At 58.5% G+C, this 16,718-nt stretch carries 16 protein-coding genes and 1 other RNA gene; 16 read left to right on the forward strand and 1 reads right to left on the reverse strand.

Translation table 11 applies throughout. From position 1 onward, the window contains the following. Positions 1–24 precede the first annotated feature (24 nt). The gene (gene argS, locus RWM61_RS18200) at positions 25–1,713 is read left to right on the forward strand and encodes an arginine--tRNA ligase (RefSeq protein WP_314003434.1); all 1,689 of its coding nucleotides are present in this window, start codon (positions 25–27) and stop codon (positions 1,711–1,713) included. A 13-nt stretch (positions 1,714–1,726) separates the two neighbouring features. Here argS and RWM61_RS18205 read toward each other — a convergent pair whose 3' ends face one another. Beyond that, positions 1,727–2,863 carry a S8 family peptidase gene (locus tag RWM61_RS18205; RefSeq protein WP_314003436.1) on the reverse strand — a complete coding sequence of 379 codons (1,137 nt, stop codon included), beginning with the start codon at positions 2,861–2,863 and terminating at the stop codon, positions 1,727–1,729. Positions 2,864–3,313: 450 nt separating this feature from the next. On the opposite strand from RWM61_RS18205, the gene rpoE reads away from it, so the two are divergent. The 15 genes from rpoE (at position 3,314) to RWM61_RS18280 (ending at position 16,359) form a co-directional block, all read left to right on the forward strand. After that, positions 3,314–3,895 carry a DNA-directed RNA polymerase subunit delta gene (gene rpoE, locus RWM61_RS18210; protein ID WP_314003438.1) on the forward strand — a complete coding sequence of 194 codons (582 nt, stop codon included), beginning with the start codon at positions 3,314–3,316 and terminating at the stop codon, positions 3,893–3,895. Positions 3,896–4,148: 253 nt separating this feature from the next. Further along, entirely contained in the window at positions 4,149–5,753 is a 1,605-nt protein-coding gene (locus RWM61_RS18215) for a CTP synthase (RefSeq protein WP_314003440.1), read from the forward strand. Positions 5,754–5,900: 147 nt separating this feature from the next. Then, a complete protein-coding gene (locus RWM61_RS18220) occupies positions 5,901–6,299 on the forward strand; it encodes a response regulator (protein WP_314003442.1) in 399 nt (132 codons plus the stop codon). Positions 6,300–6,451: 152 nt separating this feature from the next. Beyond that, positions 6,452–7,306: a class II fructose-1,6-bisphosphate aldolase gene (gene fba, locus RWM61_RS18225; protein ID WP_314003444.1), complete on the forward strand. Its 855-nt coding sequence runs from the start codon at positions 6,452–6,454 to the stop codon at positions 7,304–7,306. 144 nt (positions 7,307–7,450) lie between these two features. Beyond that, the gene (locus RWM61_RS18230) at positions 7,451–8,704 is read left to right on the forward strand and encodes a UDP-N-acetylglucosamine 1-carboxyvinyltransferase (RefSeq protein ID WP_314003446.1); all 1,254 of its coding nucleotides are present in this window, start codon (positions 7,451–7,453) and stop codon (positions 8,702–8,704) included. 105 nt (positions 8,705–8,809) lie between these two features. Then, the gene (gene rho / locus RWM61_RS18235; RefSeq protein WP_314003448.1) at positions 8,810–10,138 is read left to right on the forward strand and encodes a transcription termination factor Rho; all 1,329 of its coding nucleotides are present in this window, start codon (positions 8,810–8,812) and stop codon (positions 10,136–10,138) included. A 39-nt stretch (positions 10,139–10,177) separates the two neighbouring features. Continuing rightward, the gene (locus tag RWM61_RS18240) at positions 10,178–11,437 is read left to right on the forward strand and encodes a radical SAM protein (RefSeq protein WP_314003450.1); all 1,260 of its coding nucleotides are present in this window, start codon (positions 10,178–10,180) and stop codon (positions 11,435–11,437) included. 101 nt (positions 11,438–11,538) lie between these two features. Then, entirely contained in the window at positions 11,539–11,736 is a 198-nt protein-coding gene (gene rpmE / locus RWM61_RS18245; protein WP_314003452.1) for a 50S ribosomal protein L31, read from the forward strand. Positions 11,737–11,821: 85 nt separating this feature from the next. Next, positions 11,822–12,244 (forward strand): hypothetical protein, encoded by a 423-nt coding sequence (locus RWM61_RS18250; protein ID WP_314003454.1) that lies wholly within the window; start codon positions 11,822–11,824, stop codon positions 12,242–12,244. A 128-nt stretch (positions 12,245–12,372) separates the two neighbouring features. Next, an RNA gene (gene ffs, locus RWM61_RS18255) (signal recognition particle sRNA large type) lies at positions 12,373–12,638 on the forward strand. A gap of 174 nt (positions 12,639–12,812) precedes the next feature. Then, positions 12,813–14,612 carry a DNA polymerase III subunit gamma/tau gene (gene dnaX, locus RWM61_RS18260; protein ID WP_314003456.1) on the forward strand — a complete coding sequence of 600 codons (1,800 nt, stop codon included), beginning with the start codon at positions 12,813–12,815 and terminating at the stop codon, positions 14,610–14,612. Between the two features lie 52 nt (positions 14,613–14,664). After that, the gene (locus tag RWM61_RS18265; RefSeq protein ID WP_314003458.1) at positions 14,665–14,976 is read left to right on the forward strand and encodes a YbaB/EbfC family nucleoid-associated protein; all 312 of its coding nucleotides are present in this window, start codon (positions 14,665–14,667) and stop codon (positions 14,974–14,976) included. 16 nt (positions 14,977–14,992) lie between these two features. Further along, the gene (gene recR, locus RWM61_RS18270) at positions 14,993–15,592 is read left to right on the forward strand and encodes a recombination mediator RecR (RefSeq protein ID WP_314003460.1); all 600 of its coding nucleotides are present in this window, start codon (positions 14,993–14,995) and stop codon (positions 15,590–15,592) included. Between the two features lie 198 nt (positions 15,593–15,790). Next, positions 15,791–16,099: a DUF2508 family protein gene (locus RWM61_RS18275; protein WP_314003462.1), complete on the forward strand. Its 309-nt coding sequence runs from the start codon at positions 15,791–15,793 to the stop codon at positions 16,097–16,099. Then, positions 16,096–16,359, forward strand: coding sequence for a pro-sigmaK processing inhibitor BofA family protein (locus RWM61_RS18280; RefSeq protein WP_314003464.1), 264 nt, complete (start codon positions 16,096–16,098; stop codon positions 16,357–16,359). The genes RWM61_RS18275 and RWM61_RS18280 overlap by 4 nt, the downstream gene beginning before the upstream one ends. Positions 16,360–16,718: the final 359 nt, after the last annotated feature.

Raw genomic sequence — 16,718 nt, forward strand, 5'->3', positions numbered from 1 at the left:
GAGTTTACGGGAGGAACTATCCGAATGAGTGGCAATGGGAATGGAAATGTGCTGGAGCAATTGCACCAGAAAGTGAAGGGCGCGATCGCGGACGCGGTCGTGGTGGCGGGGCTGGTGTCGCGGGATGAGCTGCCCGCGTTCGTCATCGAAGTGCCGAAGGATAAGACGCACGGCGATCTTGCGACCAACGCCGCCATGCAGCTTACGAAGCTGGCCAAGCGCAATCCGCGCCAGATCGCCGAGGCGATCCTGGAGCATCTCGACAAAGCCGCCGCGTCGATCGAATCGGCGGAAATCGCGGGGCCGGGCTTCATCAACTTCCGGCTGGAGAAAAGTTATCTGTACCCGATCGTGCATGAGGTGCTGGCCGCCGGGGCGGACTACGGCCGCATCGATACCGGCGGCGGCGCCCGCGTGCAGGTGGAATTCGTCAGCGCCAACCCGACCGGCAGCCTGCACCTCGGACATGCGCGCGGCGCGGCGGTCGGCGACGCGCTGTGCAACGTGCTCGGTTTCGCCGGCTACGCCGTGACGCGCGAATATTACATTAACGACGCCGGCAATCAGGTCGCCAATCTGGCGAAATCCATCGAAGCCCGGTACAAGCAGGCGCTCGGCCTCGAGGCGGAAATGCCGGAGGACGGCTACTACGGCGAGGATATCGTCGGCTTCGCCAAGGCGCTGGCTGAAACGGAGGGCGACAGGCTGCTCGGCCTGCCGGACGATGAGCGGTTCGCCTATTTCCGTTCCTACGGGCTCGAGCGCGAGCTCGACAAAATCAAGCGCGACCTCGGCCGCTTCCGCGTTCCCTTCGACAGCTGGTACAGCGAAACGTCGCTTTACGAGAGCGGACAGGTCGAACAGGCGCTGGAGGCGCTGCGGGAGCGCGGCATGGTTTATGAGGAGGAAGGCGCAACGTGGCTGTCCACGATGCAGTACGGCGACGACAAAAACCGCGTGCTCGTCAAGAACGACGGCTCGTACACCTATCTGACGCCGGACATCGCCTATCACCGGGACAAGTACAACCGGGGCTACGACCGGATGATCAATATTTGGGGCGCCGACCACCACGGTTACATCCCCCGCGTGAAGGCCGCGATGGCCGCGCTCGGCAACGATCCGGACAAGCTGGTCGTGCTGATCGCGCAGATGGTGAGCCTCTACCAGGACGGCGAGAAGGTGAAAATGTCCAAGCGAACCGGCAAGGCCGTGACGATGGAGGACCTGATGGACGAGGTCGGCGTCGACGCGATCCGCTATTTCTTCACGATGCGCAGCATGGATTCGCACCTCGATTTCGACATGGACCTGGCGATTTCGACGTCCAACGAGAATCCTGTCTTCTATGTGCAATATGCGCATGCGCGGATTTGCAGCGTTTTCCGGCAGGCCGAGGAGCAGGGGATTGCGGTCGACCACGGGAGCGCGGACTTGTCCAAGCTGAAGCACGAAGCGGAATTCGATCTGCTGCGCAAAATCGGCGAGCTGCCGCAGGAGGTTGCGGACGCAGCCGCCCAGTACGCCCCGCACCGGCTCATCCGCTACGTCTATGAGCTCGCGGCGCTTTTCCACAGCTACTACAGGGCCGAGCGGGTCATCGCGGAAGATGCGGACCAGACCGCTGCCCGGCTGGCTCTGCTGGCCGCCGTCCGGACCGCGATCGCGAACGTGCTCCGGCTCGTCGGCGTTTCCGCGCCGGAGCGTATGTAAAGCGAGCCGCTCGTCAGGTTTGCGCGGCGGCTTGCATCATGCGGGCAATGTCAAGCTCTCCGGTGCGCCGGGGAGCTTTGCTGCCTCTGAGCGGCTGGGTCGATTTCTTCAGGATGGCCTTGATCTCGGCGGGGGATAAGCCCGGGCGGTGGGCGAGCAGCAGGGCGATCGCTCCCGAGACGTGCGAGGTCGCCATCGAGGTGCCGCTCATTTCGTTGTAATTGCCGCGCAGCCAGGCGGAGACGATCTTGTCGCCGGGCGCATAGATGTCGATCAGGCTCCCGCGGTTGCTGAACGGCGCGATGCGGCGAAGCTTGTTGGTGGCGCCGACGGATACCGTCTGCGGGAAACGGGCGGGATAGTCGATTGACTTGTTTTTCCCGTCGTTGCCTGAAGACGCGACGATGATCACGCCCGCGTTATAGGCGTTCATGACGGCGGTCAGCAGCGCCTTGCTGCGTTTTTTCATGCCGAAGCTCATGTTGATGACGTCCATGCGGTGGCGGACGCACCACTCGATGCCGAGAATAATGTCCGAGACGAAAGCGGTTCCGTTATGGTCGAATGCTTTTACCGGATGAATCAAGGATCTCGGCGCGACCCCGATCATGCCCTGAAGCCGGTTGGCGGCGGCGATCGTGCCGGCGATGTGCGTGCCGTGGCCGTTGTCGTCGTGGGGCAGCATGCTTCGGACAAGCAGGTTGATGCCGCGCGAAACCGAATGGCGCAGATCCGGATGGCTGAAATCAATCCCGGTATCGATCACCCCGACCTTAATGCGGTGGCCTGTCGTCACATGCCATATGGAGGGCGCCTTGATTTGCCGGACCCCCCAGGGGATGCCCTTTTCGAATTCGTCGGATTTGCGGGCGGAGCCGTGCAAGGCGATCCGGACATCCGGCTCGATCGTGCAAAGCCCGGCCAGCCGGGCGGGGGGTTCGTCCTCGGGGAGCTCGCAGCATACCGCGTGAATGAGCCGCATGGGGCGGATGCCCTGCAGCGTCGGTTGGGCGGAGGCGTGCTTCGCCCATTCCTCGATGAAGCGGCGGCAGTCGCTCCGGCTCTGGAAGCGGATGATGCGCCGCTTCATCGGCGCGCCCGAGCCGGAGGCGGCATCTTGCAGCCATTGGAGAAAACGGGTGATGTCCATGTCTGGCTCCCTCCCGGGTGGAACATGCTGCACTATAGTATGAAGGCGCGTCTCCACCCGCTTGAGCAAGCGGCCTTTTTTTTCGGAATTAGGCGCCGCGCCGTGTCAAACCGGGCACGTTCACATACGATGAAGGGAGAGTCCGGCGGGCTCTTTTTGCACAAGCCTCCTTCTGGCGGGGCGTTCGGAAGGATACAGTCGAAGAGCGAAGGGCGCCTCCCTTCGCTTTCTTCGTTAGAAAATAATTTACTCCACCTTCCGGAATCCCCGTCCGGTCGTCGGATTACGCTGCAAGGCTTCGCGATGCGTTTGGGGATTTCTTCGTGTGCTCTCTTCTTTGGCGCTTGCTTTTTGCCGGGAAATAAGGTTTACTATAGGTTGATAATGGATGGAATACGGCTGTCCCTTGCCGGGTCAGCCGCAGCAGATACGCGTGAGAGGATGTGTCCTATGGGCGGCGAGATCAACTTGAAGCTCGATCCCGAACGGGTGCGGGAGATGCCGATGGTCGATTTGGCGTTCGAAGCGTTGAAATCGATGAACTCCCCGATGTATTACCGGGATTTGATCATGGAGATTGCGAAGATTCGCGGATTGTCGGCTGAACAGCTTAACGACGTGATCGCGCAAGTATATACCGAAATCAATATCGACGGCCGTTTCGCTTGCGTCGGCAGCAACATGTGGGGGCTGAAGCGCTGGTATCCGGTCGACAAGTCCGAAGATCCGGTCGGCAACGCCAAGCGTCCGCGCATCATCAACGACGACGATGACGACGATGAGGAAATGTTCGCGGATGATGAGGAAGAAACCTACGTGGCGGACGAAGAGGACTACGATATGTACGATGAGGACCGCGAAGATTTCGGCGATTCCGAGGAGGATGCCGAGGTCGACGAAGAAGTCGCGATCGACGACGAGGAGATCGAAGAGGAAGCGCTTGACGGCGAGGAGCTTGCCGAAGAGGCCGACGGAGAGGCCGGCGAGTTCGATGAATCCGTCGACGACGATGACAACGAGGACGAGCGGTAGGGCTCGGACCCGGCTCGGACTTTCCTTCCCTTGACAGCGCAAGGTCGACAGAGTAAACTATTGCATGGGCTTTAGAATTGCGGAAATAAAATGAGCGTTCGATACGAAAAGTGCCCCGTGGAAACGGGTGTCACTTTTTTTGTTTTTCCGGAGGGCCCCGACTGCCTGGAGACGATCCCGATTCGAAAGCGATAACCGCTTCCGCTTATGGGCAATCCTATATACTAACTTGGAGCTTGGAGGGTATCATCACGTGACTAAATACATTTTTGTAACCGGCGGCGTCGTTTCGTCGCTCGGTAAAGGCATTACCGCGGCCTCTTTGGGCAGACTGCTCAAAAACCGGGGGCTTAAGGTAACGATTCAGAAGTTCGATCCGTACATCAACGTCGACCCCGGCACCATGAGTCCTTATCAGCACGGCGAGGTGTTCGTTACCGACGACGGCGCGGAAACGGATCTGGACCTCGGCCATTACGAGCGCTTTATCGACATCAACCTCTCCAAGAACAGCAACGTCACCACAGGAAAAATCTATTCGACCGTCATTACGAAGGAACGGCGCGGCGAATATTTGGGCGGCACCGTCCAGGTGATTCCGCACATTACGAACGAAATCAAGGAGCGGGTGTTCCGCGCGGGCAAGGAAGCGGGCTCGGACATCGTCATCACGGAGATCGGCGGCACCGTCGGCGATATCGAGAGCTTGCCGTTCCTGGAGGCGATCCGCCAGATCAAAAGCGACATCGGCCGGGACAATGTCATGTATATCCACGTGACGCTCATTCCTTACATCAAAGCGGCCGGCGAGGTGAAGACGAAGCCGACCCAGCACAGCGTCAAGGAGCTGCGCAGCATCGGCATCCAGCCGAACGTGATCGTATGCCGCACGGAATATCCGCTTGCAGACGACCTGAAGCGGAAAATCGCCCAGTTCTGCGACGTGGACGAGCGCGCGGTCGTCGAGTGCCGCGACGCCGCGACGCTGTACGAGGTGCCGCTCAATCTCCGCGAGGAAGGGCTGGACGACATCGTCGTCAATCATCTGAAGCTCAACGCGCCGCAGCCGGACATGACCGAATGGGAAAATCTCGTTCGGCGCGTCAAGTCGCTTGACAAAACGGTGGAGATTGCGATTGTCGGCAAATACGTGGCGCTGCATGACGCGTACCTGAGCATCGTAGAGTCGCTCGGGCATGCGGGGATCGACGCCGACGCGGAAGTGAATGTGCGCTGGGTGAACGCGGAGGAAGTAACGTCCGAGAATGTGGCGGACAAGCTGCAGGGCGTGGACGGCATACTTGTGCCCGGCGGCTTCGGCGACCGGGGCATCGAGGGCAAAATCACGACGATCCGCTACGCGCGCGAGCGCAAGGTGCCGTTCTTCGGCATTTGCCTCGGCATGCAGGTGGCGGTCATCGAATATGCGCGCAATATAACGGGCTTGGCCGGCGCCAACAGCTCGGAGATCGATCCGGCAACGCCGTATCCGGTCATCGACCTGCTGCCGGAGCAGCGCGATATCGAGGACCTGGGCGGGACGATGCGCCTCGGTTTGTATCCTTGCAAGCTGGTGCCGGGCTCGCTCGCGGAGAAAGCTTACGACGACGAGCTGGTATATGAGCGTCACCGGCACCGGTATGAGGTAAATAATGAATACCGTGAGAGCATCGAGAAGTCCGGCCTTCGCGTATCGGGCACCTCGCCTGACGGCCGCCTGGTGGAAATGGTCGAGTTGGCGGACCATCCCTGGTTTCTGGCCGTGCAATTCCATCCGGAGTTTACGTCCAGGCCGAACCGGCCGCAGCCGCTTTTCCGCGATTTCGTGCGTGCCTCTTTAGCCAACGCAGGCAAGTAAATCAAGGCCGCGAACGAAATATAAGAAGAAAAGGACTTTTTTTCCAAAGCGGCAGGATTATAGCCGAATGCCTCGAATATAGTTACCCATATGGAAGAGTTGGCCGATGACTCTTTTGGTTTTGCTCAATGTGGGAGGTAATTATAGATGGATGACAAAAAGGTATTGATCGTGGACGACCAGAACGGCATTCGCATTCTGCTTATGGAAGTGTTCAACAGCGAGGGTTACACGACTTTCCAGGCGTCCAACGGCAAGCTGGCGCTCGAGATCGTCAAGAAGGAGTCGCCGGATCTCGTCCTGCTCGATATGAAGATACCGGGGATGGACGGCCTGGAAATCCTGAAGCATGTCAAGGCGATCGACCGGGAGATCAAAGTGATCATGATGACGGCTTACGGCGAGCTGGATATGATTAAAGAGGCGACCGATCTGGGAGCGCTTATGCATTTCACGAAGCCTTTCGATATCGACGAGATGCGGATGGCCGTAAACATGCAGCTGCGCGGCGGAGAATCGAACAGCAAATATGCGATCGGGTCCTAGAAGGGCCCGATTTTCTTTTGCTCTTCGCGGCATACTGAAGGTGGTTTGTCTGTTCTTTCGATCATTACCACAACTCGTCCGGTTGTGGTATAATGTCTCAGTATGACAAGTCGTACGGGCTTGAAAACAAGGTACTTAGGAGGAAAGAAACCATGCCACTCGTATCCATGAACGAATTTTTGCCGAAGGCCAAAGAGAACAAGTTTGCCGTCGGCCAGTTCAACATGAACAACCTGGAATTCGCGCAAGCGATCGTGGAAGCGGCAATCCAGGAAAAATCGCCCTTCATCTACGGCGTCAGCGAAGGCGCGCTGAAGTACATGGGCATCGAATTCACCGTTGCGCTCGCCGAGGCGGCGGCCAAGCAATCCGGCCTGCCGATCGCGCTGCATCTCGACCACGGCAGCAGCTTCGAAGTCGCGATGAAATGTATCCGCGCAGGGTTCTCCTCGGTCATGTTCGACGGTTCCCACTACTCGCTGGAAGAGAACATCAAGCTGACGAAGGAAGTCGTTAGAGCGGCGCACGCGATGGGCGTATCCGTTGAAGGCGAGCTCGGCACCATCGGCGGCGTTGAGGATGACATCAGCGTCGACGAGGAGAATGCAAGCCTGGCGAAGCCGGAGGAAGCGATCCGTTTCTACGAGGAAACCGGCGTGGACTGCCTGGCGATCGCAGTCGGTACGGCGCACGGCATGTACAAAGGCGAGCCCAAGATCCACTACGATATCATCGAGAAGGTTGCCAAGGCCATCCCGGTGCCGATCGTGCTTCACGGCGGATCCGGCGTGCCGGATGAGGCGATCAAGCTGTCGATCGCGGCCGGCGTAGGCAAAATCAACGTCAACACCGAGAACCAGGTCGCATGCACGAACGCGATCCGCGAAGTGCTCGCCAAAGACGCCAATGTCTATGACCCGCGCAAATACTTGACGCCGGCCCGCAAGGCCATGGTCGCCGTCGTGCAAGAGAAAATCCGTCTGTTCGGCAGCAGCAACCAGGCGTAATACCGGAGCAATGCGCAGGAACCGCCGCTTTCGGTTTGATCGGAGTGCACGATAAGGACGGACTCCTTGTCCGGCCGTCACTGCCGTATAGAGCCGGATGCAGGCGGTTTTTGCTCTTTTCCGAATGGGAGGAAAAGCGGATACATGGAAAAGTTGATGATTCGCGGCGGAAGTCCGCTGCGGGGTACGGTGACGATCAGCGGGGCCAAGAACAGCGCGGTGGCGCTTCTGCCCGCGGCGCTGCTTGCCGAGACGAAGGTGCGGCTTGATAATTTGCCGCGTCTGAGCGACGTGGCCGTCTATTCGGAAATTCTCGAGGAGCTTGGAGGCAAGGTGTCGTGGAACGGAGAGTCCATGGTCATCGATCCGTCCGGCATGCGCTCAAAGGCGATGCCGAACGGCAAGGTCAAGCTGCTTCGCGCGTCTTATTATTTGATGGGTGCCATGCTTGGGCGTTTCGGGGAAGCGACGATCGGGCTTCCCGGGGGCTGCAATTTCGAGCCCCGGCCGATCGATCAGCATATTAAAGGGTTTGAAGCGTTGGGGGCTACGGTCGTCAACGACCACGGATCGATCCGGATTTCCGCCAAGGAGCTTCGCGGCGCAAAAATTTATTTGGACGTGGCCAGCGTCGGCGCGACCATCAACATCATGCTTGCGGCCTCCAGGGCCAAAGGCTCCACGATCATCGAAAACGCGGCAAAAGAGCCTGAAATTATAGATGTAGCAACCCTTCTGAACGCAATGGGCGCCCGCATCAAAGGCGCCGGAACCGAAACGATCCGGATCGAGGGCGTCGATGCGATGCACGGCTGCCGCCACTCGATCATTCCCGACCGCATTCAAGCGGCCACCTATATGATAGCCGCCGCGGCCACACGCGGCGATATGCTCGTGGACAATGTCATCCCCAAGCATCTGGAGGCCGTCACGGCCAAGCTGCAGGAGATGGGCGTGCATGTGTACGAGATGGATGAAGCAATTCGCATCGTCGGACAGCCGGCGTATGAGGCGGTGGACGTCAAGGCGCTCGTTTACCCCGGTTTTGCGACCGATATGCAATCCCCGATGACCAGTCTCCTGACGCAAGCGAACGGCGTCAGTATACTGACCGACTACGTTTACAGCAACCGCTTCAAGCATGTGCCCGAGCTTGTCCGCATGGGCGCGAACATCCGCGTCGAAGGGCGCTCCGCGATTATCGAGGGCGGCAGGCTCAATGCAGCGAAGGTGAAGGCGGCCGATCTGCGCGCCGGCGCGGCGCTGGTCGTGGCGGGCTTGACGGTCGAGGACGGCATTACGGAAGTAAGCGGCGTCGAATACATCGATCGCGGGTATGATTACTTGGTGGATAATTTGCGCGTGCTCGGCGCGGACGTATGGCGCGAGACGAAGTAGCGGCGCGCGAGACGCCGTCGGCGGCGCCGCCTTTCCGCCGAGGCATGAAACGGTTCGTATCGGGCAATGCTGATGCTGTTGAAAATAAAATAAAGTGGTGATTCTATGGCGGATCTTCAGATCTCCGATCTGGAAGAAATGAAGCTGACCGATTTATACAAACTGGCGAAGCAGTACCAGATTCCTTACTACGGTCAGCTGAAGAAGAAAGAGTTGATTTTCGCCATCCTGCGGGCGCAGGCTGAGCAAAGCGGACTCATGTTTATGCAGGGCGTTCTCGAGATTCTCCCCGAAGGCTTCGGATTTCTGCGGCCGATCAACTACTTGCCGAGCACGGAGGATATTTATATATCCGCTTCGCAAATCCGGAAATTCGACCTGCGGACCGGCGATCTCGTATCCGGCAAATGCCGGGCGCCGAAGGAGAACGAACGGTACTTCGGACTGCTCCAGGTCAATGCGGTCAACGGTGAAAATCCGGAAAGCGCGTCCGAACGGCTCCATTTTCCCGCTCTAACCCCTCTTTATCCACAGAAGAAAATCGTGCTGGAAACTTCTCCGACGAACCTTTCGACCCGAATTATGGATGTGCTCGCCCCTGTCGGACTGGGGCAGCGGGGATTGATCGTCGCGCCGCCGAAAGCGGGCAAGACGCTGCTCCTGAAAGAAATCGCCCACAGCATTTCCACGAACCATCCCGAAATCGAGCTGTTCGTGCTGCTGATTGACGAGCGTCCCGAGGAAGTGACGGATATGCAGCGTTCGGTTAAGGGCGAGGTCGTCGCGTCGACGTTCGACGAGCTGCCGGAGAACCACATCAAGGTGGCGGAGCTCGTGCTGGCGCGGGCGCTTCGGCTGGTGGAGCACAAGAAGGACGTCGTGATTCTGCTCGACAGCATTACGCGGCTGGCGCGGGCGTACAATCTTGTCATTCCCCCTTCGGGAAGGACGCTCAGCGGCGGTATCGATCCGGCGGCCTTCCACCGTCCGAAACGGTTTTTCGGCTCGGCCCGGAACATCGAGGAAGGCGGCAGCCTGACGATACTGGCGACCGCGCTGATCGACACGGGATCGCGGATGGATGACATCATTTATGAGGAGTTTAAGGGTACCGGCAACATGGAGCTTGTGCTCGACCGCCGTCTGGCGGAGCGGCGCATTTTCCCGGCGCTCGATATTCGCCGCTCGGGCACCCGCCGCGAGGAAATGCTGCTGGAGAAGGACACGCTCGACAAGGTGTGGGCGATCCGCAAGAGCATGAACGATTCGACCGAATTTGTCGACGGCTTCCTGAAGAAGCTGCGCGATACGAAAACCAACGAAGAATTTCTGGCTTCCCTCGACACGTCGGGAACAACCGGTCCAACCGGCCGTCCGGGCGCTTCCGTTCCGTCCGGCGGCGCGGGACGGCGTCCCGTCCGATCGACGACTTAGGCGGGGGAATCGCCTGGGCTCAACGAAGGAGGGAACACCGTGAATCTCGTATACGCCGATGAGCAAGGTAATTTATTCGACCATCCGGACTGGATCGGTCTCGGCCGGAGCGCGGATATGGTCGTCGAACTGATGGAGGATGAACTGATTCCGCTGCCCGAAGGGGCGACTCTGGTCGGCTTGCCTTATACGAGGCCGATCGGCATGAACCCGCGCACGGGCGAGATGCAGCCGCTGCCCGGCGATGTGCAGGCGGTCGGCGCGCTTTTGCCGCAAGGCTATACCCGTCTGTGCATCCCCGGATACGTGAAGACGGACAAAACGCGGAAGCTGCCGCTTTTCGGCTATTCGGCGGTCGTGTGGAAGGACGGCGCTTTCCATGTTGCCGCCCGCAAGACCGACGATCCGGAGCGATGGAATCCGCTGAACTGCGACCGGGACGAGTTGGAGATCAAGGTGAACGGGCTGCTGGCCAAATATCCCGAGAACCGGCTTTATCAGCACCTTTCGAACTGCGCGCTCGGCTATGAATGCCTGACGGCCTCCAATACATTTCTGCAGCGCTGGGAGGGGGCGGTGCCGGTTTCGTTCTCCTGCAATGCGAGCTGCTTCGGCTGCATTTCCGAGCAGCCGGACGACAGCGGCTTTCCGGCGCCGCAGACGCGGATGAATTTCAAGCCGACCGCGGACGAAGTGGTCGAGATTATGCTCGAGCATTTGCAGGCGCCGGACGCGATCATCAGCTTCGGGCAAGGCTGCGAGGGTGAGCCGTCCACCCAGGCGAAAATCATCATCGACGCGATGCGCAAGGTGAGAAGCGTGACGTCGAACGGCTATATCAACATCAATACGAACGCGGGCCTGACCGATCATATCCGGGCGATCGTCGATGCTGGCCTGGATTTGATGCGGGTGAGCACGATCAGCGCCCTGGACGATCATTACAATGCGTATTACAAGCCGCGCGGATACACGCTCAAGCATGTGGAGAAATCGATGCGGTATGCGGCCGATCAAGGCGTATACACGTCGATCAATTATTTGATTTTCCCCGGGGTCACCGATCGCGAGGAAGAAATCGAGGCGATGATCGATTTTGCGAAGCGCACCGGTCTGCGGTTGATCCAGTTGCGCAATCTGAACATCGATCCCGAAAGCTACCTCGAGCTTATCCCGAAAGCGCAGGGCGAGATTTACGGCATGAAGCAAATGATCGAAATTTTTGAGCAGGAGCTGCCGGATGTGGTGATCGGTTCGTATACGCACGTGCCTCCTGCTCCGGTTCGGCAAACGCCATAAATAGTCGTTGCGCCCGGAGCGCTTGACATGCTATAATCCGCTTATGTGTCATTTTAACTCTGGGCCCGACTGTCGGCTCAGGGCAGAAAGAGGTGAACGAGATGAAACAAGGTATTCATCCGAAGTACCACGTCACCACGGCAACTTGCGCATGCGGCAACACATTCGAGACGGGTTCGATCAAACCGAACCTGCGCGTCGAGATTTGTTCCGTTTGTCACCCGTTCTTCACGGGTAAGCAGAAGTTCCTGGATGCCGGCGGCCGCGTCGATCGTTTCAAAAAGAAATACGGTATCTAACCACCATCGTCTGCCGCAAATTAGCAGAATACAAGGACCTCCCTCAGCCATCCTATGGATAGGTGCCGAAGGGAGGTTTTTTATGATGGTCGGGGTATTGGCGTTATGGTTCAGGCGCCGCAGCAAATGGTTCAGGGGGCTGTTCGCCGCGATGCTCGCGGTTATGCTGACGGCTATGCTTGCCGCTTGCGGCGCACGGGAGTCGGAACGGCTGCAATCATACGGTGATGACGGTTATATGGGTTTGTCGAACACCAATCCGAATCTGCCCCTGACCGGGTCGGCCTGGAGCTATGAGAACGATGGAGAGCTGGCGGAGCAGCTGCTCCGGCCCATGCGCGGCATACGCCGCTCCCGCGTTCGCTTCGACGGGGATCTCATGAGCGTCACGCTGTTTGTCGACGGCGCGCTTAGCCGGGAGGAAACCGCGCGCTTGACGGCGAAGGCCAGGAACGTGCTCGCGGTCAATTTTCCAAGGTATGACGTTAAGGTTGCGGCCCGGCAGTGAGGCAACGATCCCGGTGGGAGGCGGATTATGTCAATGGAGCGCCGCATGAGCCGAAATCCGCGGCTGAAGGCACTGTGCCATTTTCCCCCGGTTGCGATCCGGTCCGATATCGGCTATACTTATCTCTACCGTGCTAGACGGGGAGGTAGCGGTGCCCTGTAACTCGCAATCCGCTGCAGCGAGGTTGAATTCCTGTCCGAGGTTATGCGTTGCAAGGTTTGGCATTCGTGAATAGCGTTGACGGTCGGGTCCTCCGCAATGGACGCCTGTGAACCTGGTCAGGTCCGGAAGGAAGCAGCCATAAGCAGGTCAGTTCATGTGCCGGAGGAGCGCCTGGCCCGAGCTGGGATCGAAGATGCCGCTTGGACCGCATGGATCGGAGACAGGTGCACGGCTACATAGGAAGTTTGGACAACACCTTATACCCTTGCGGGCTCGGAGGTGTTTTTTTGTTGCGGCGAACCGGGTGCGTCCGGCAACTTGTCATTTTTCCGGCGCGCGGATTTGTGTATAATGTAACCATAGCATACCCTTTGTCTAACCGAGGGTCACGAAAGGAAAGGTATGCGTGTCCCATATCGCTTTATATCGCGCCTGGCGTCCGCAGACGTTCCGGGACATGGTCGGCCAGCAGCATGTGGTTCAAACGTTGCAGAATGCCATCCGCGAGCGGCGGATTTCCCACGCTTATTTGTTTAACGGGCCCCGCGGAACCGGTAAGACGAGTGCGGCCAAGATCATGGCGAAAGCGGTTAACTGCATAGAAGGCCCGACCCCGGAGCCGTGCAACGTTTGCGATGCGTGCACGGGCATCGCTTCCGGCTCCATCATGGATGTCGTCGAGATCGACGCCGCCTCCAACCGGGGCATCGACGAAATTCGCGACATCCGGGATAAAGTCCGCTATGCGCCGACCGAAGTCCGATACAAGGTTTACATTATCGATGAAGTGCACATGTTGACGTCCGAAGCGTTCAACGCCTTGCTGAAGACGCTTGAGGAACCGCCGGCGCACGTCATCTTCATTCTGGCGACGACGGAGCCGCACAAGCTGCCGGCAACGATCGTTTCCCGGTGTCAACGATTCGATTTCCGGCAGGTCGGGTTGGAGCAGCAAACCGAGAGGCTGCGCCGGATCTGCGAGGAGGAGAACATTGCCGCGGACGACGACGCGCTGGCTTATATCGCGCGTTTATCGGACGGCGGGATGCGGGATGCGATCAGTCTGCTCGAGCAGGTGGCCGCTTTCGCGGACGAGCGCGTTACGCTCGATCAAGCGGTCGACGTTACGGGCGGCATGGTGGCGGAGCAGTTCGCCGGGCTCGCGGAGGCTGTCCGCAACCGTGACGTCGCAGCCATTATGGCGCTGACGGAAGGATTGATGCAAGCGGGCAAAAGCGCCGATAAATGCATCGAGAACCTGATTTATTATTTCCGCGATCTGCTGCTGCTTAAGCTTGTTCCGGGGCAGCATGCGGGCACGGAACGGATCGTCGATCCGGAGCGGTTCCGCAGTATGGCGGAATCGTTCTCGAAGGAACGGCTGTTCCAAATGATCGACACGCTCAATCGCTATCAGAATGAAATGCGCCATGCCGCGCAGCCGCAAACGCTCTTTGAGGTCGCGTTGATGAAAATTTGCACGATGCCCGAGCCCGGCGGCGATACGGCGGACAGCGCGTCCGCCTCGGCGGTCGCCCGGGAAACGGCGTCGTCCTCCGAGGTGCTCCTGCTGCAGCAGAGGGTCGATACGCTGGAGCGGCGGCTGGAGCAGCTTATGCATGCAGGCGGGGGCGGCCCGGCAAGCGGAGTGGCTGCTCCGCCGCCGTCCGCCGGAGCCAGAGGGGGCGCGCGGAACGGGGGCGCCGCTTTCGGGGCGCGCGGCGGCGGGTCGTCCGTTTCGCCGTCCATCGCCAAGGTGAAGCTCGAGCCGTTCGTGGGCGCGCGGGGCGGCGAGGAGTTCGGCCGCGTCCGCGCCAAATGGCCGGAGGTGCTGCAGCGGGTCAAGGAAGCGGGCGTATCGGTGCATGCTTGGCTTATTAACGGAGAGCCGGTATCGGCCGTCGATGATCAGGTGCTGCTTGCCTTCAAAAACACGATTCACCGGGAAACGACGGAGAAGCCGGCCAATCGCGACGTTATCGAACGGGTGCTGCAAGCCGTATTCGGCCGGCCTGTCCGCTTTCAGACGGTGATGCAGAAGGACTGGCAGGCCGCCGAAGGAGGTGCGCCGGACGCCGCGGCGGAGCCGCTGCAATGGCAGGCGGAGGAGCCGCAGGCTTCCGGCCGGCCCGAATGGGTAGAGGAAGCGATTCAACTGTTCGGGGAGGAGCTTGTCGTAATCGTCGATGACGAGTCCAAATCGTAACGGCTTCCGCAACGGAATTTTATAATCCAGAATGACGAAGGAGTGTCGAACGATGAATAACATGAACCAAATGATGAAGCAAGTGAAGAAAATGCAGGAGCAAATGCTGAAGGCGCAGGAAGAGCTGGGCGAGAAAACGGTCGAAGGCTCCGCGGGCGGGGGCGTCGTATCCGTAACGGTCAACGGCCACAAGAAAGTGCTGAGCGTTGCGATCAAACCTGAAGCCGTCGATCCGGACGATATCGACATGCTGCAGGATCTCGTGCTGACGGCCGTCAACGATGCCATCGCCAAAGCGGATGAGCTCGCCAACAAAGACATGGGCAAATTTACGGGCGGTATGAAAATCCCGGGATTGTTCTAGAAGGAGTCTGTCTGCCTTGTATTATCCAGAACCGATCGCGAAGCTGATCGAATCATTTTCAAGGCTGCCGGGTATCGGTCCCAAGACCGCCGCCCGGCTTGCTTTTCACGTGCTCCGCATGAAGGAAGACGACGTGATCGATTTTGCCAAATCGCTCGTCAGCGTCAAACGCAATCTTCATTATTGTTCCGTCTGCTGCAATATTACCGATATCGATCCGTGCCGGATTTGCCAGGACAGGGCGCGCGACAATTCGGTCATATGCGTCGTGCAGGAGTCGAAGGATCTTGTGGCCATGGAACGGACCAAGGAGTTCGACGGCCGGTATCATGTGCTCCAAGGAGCGATTTCTCCGATGGAAGGGATCGGTCCCGATGAAATTCGCATCGCGGAGCTGTTGAAGCGGCTTGGCGACGATCAGGTGCAGGAGTTGATCCTTGCCACTAACCCGAACATCGAGGGCGAAGCGACGGCCATGTATTTATCGCGGCTGGTGAAGCCGTTCGGAATTAAGGTCACGCGCATCGCGCACGGCTTGCCGGTCGGCGGCGATCTGGAATATGCCGATGAGGTGACGTTGTCGAAGGCGCTCGAAGGCCGTAGAGAGTTGAGCTAACTTATCGAGATTTGGACGAAATCCGCCGGGCAGCCGGTGGATTTTTTGTCGTCGGAATTTGTAGATTAAAATTTTTCTCATAATTGGTGTTTCAAGCCGGTTCTAAGTGGTGATTCTCCGTTTATAAGATGGTAATAGCGGACTTTCGCTATACGCGAAACCTTTCGCTGCCGAGAATGTGGACAGGGAGGGGAATGGATGGCGGCTTGGAACTTTTGGGCGACGAGGTGGATGAAGATGTGGGGTAAAAACGCCGTATTGACGAAAATGGATGTGGTGGAGCCTGAAGTGCGGTTGATGGCCGACAGCCTGATTACGGAAATAAGGGACGCGCACCGGGATTGGGTTAATGCGCAGCGGCATTTCGAGCATGCGCTCGGCAAGGATCAAATCGATTACGCGATTTTTGCGATCGAGGCTGCCGAGAAACGGTATGAGATGCTGCTCAGGCATGCCAAAAGTCTGAAGGTTGCTTGGTCCGCTCACAGGGAGGCAGACGTCGGATGAAACTGGGGTGGAGCATCTTGTTTGCAGGGTCGCTGTCGGCGCTTCTGTTTGTGCTGGTCCGGCACCGCATATCCTGGGGCGGATTGAAGCGTTTCGGTCTCCATATCGCCGCAGCCGCCCTCGTTCTCTATCTATTAAACGGGTCGGGTTTGATCCCGGGCTTTCACGTCCCGCTGAACCCGTCCACGATGGCGGCGGTCATGCTGCTCGGCGTGCCCGGCATTCTATTGATTCTGGGGCTTCAATGGTCGTTGCTGTAAGCAACTGCCGTGAATGTCCGGAACCGGTTATGTAAAAGCTTCGTTCATGAAGCTTTTTTCTTTTTGCGTTCACGTAAAAAGTTGGTTATGTAAAAATTTGGTTGTTGACTGGGCGGCAGAGGTTGTGTTAAAGTTGTCTTCGCGTCTGATTCGGACAAGTGATGGCGATCGAATGATTGGCAAGAAATTGTACTTGCATCTGGGCAGGCTGCTGTGATATATTATAAAAGTCGCCGCTGAGAGGTTGGCGATGAAAGAAAGAAACGAACATTACGGTTTTTCTTTCCCGGCTTGCGCCGAAAAGAAAACACCATTGTTCTTTGAAAACTGAACAACGAGCGAAACTGCCCTGTCATTCC

Origin of the sequence: uncultured Paenibacillus sp. (assembly GCF_963515335.1) — a bacterium.
Classification (GTDB): Bacteria; Bacillota; Bacilli; order Paenibacillales; family Paenibacillaceae; genus Paenibacillus_I.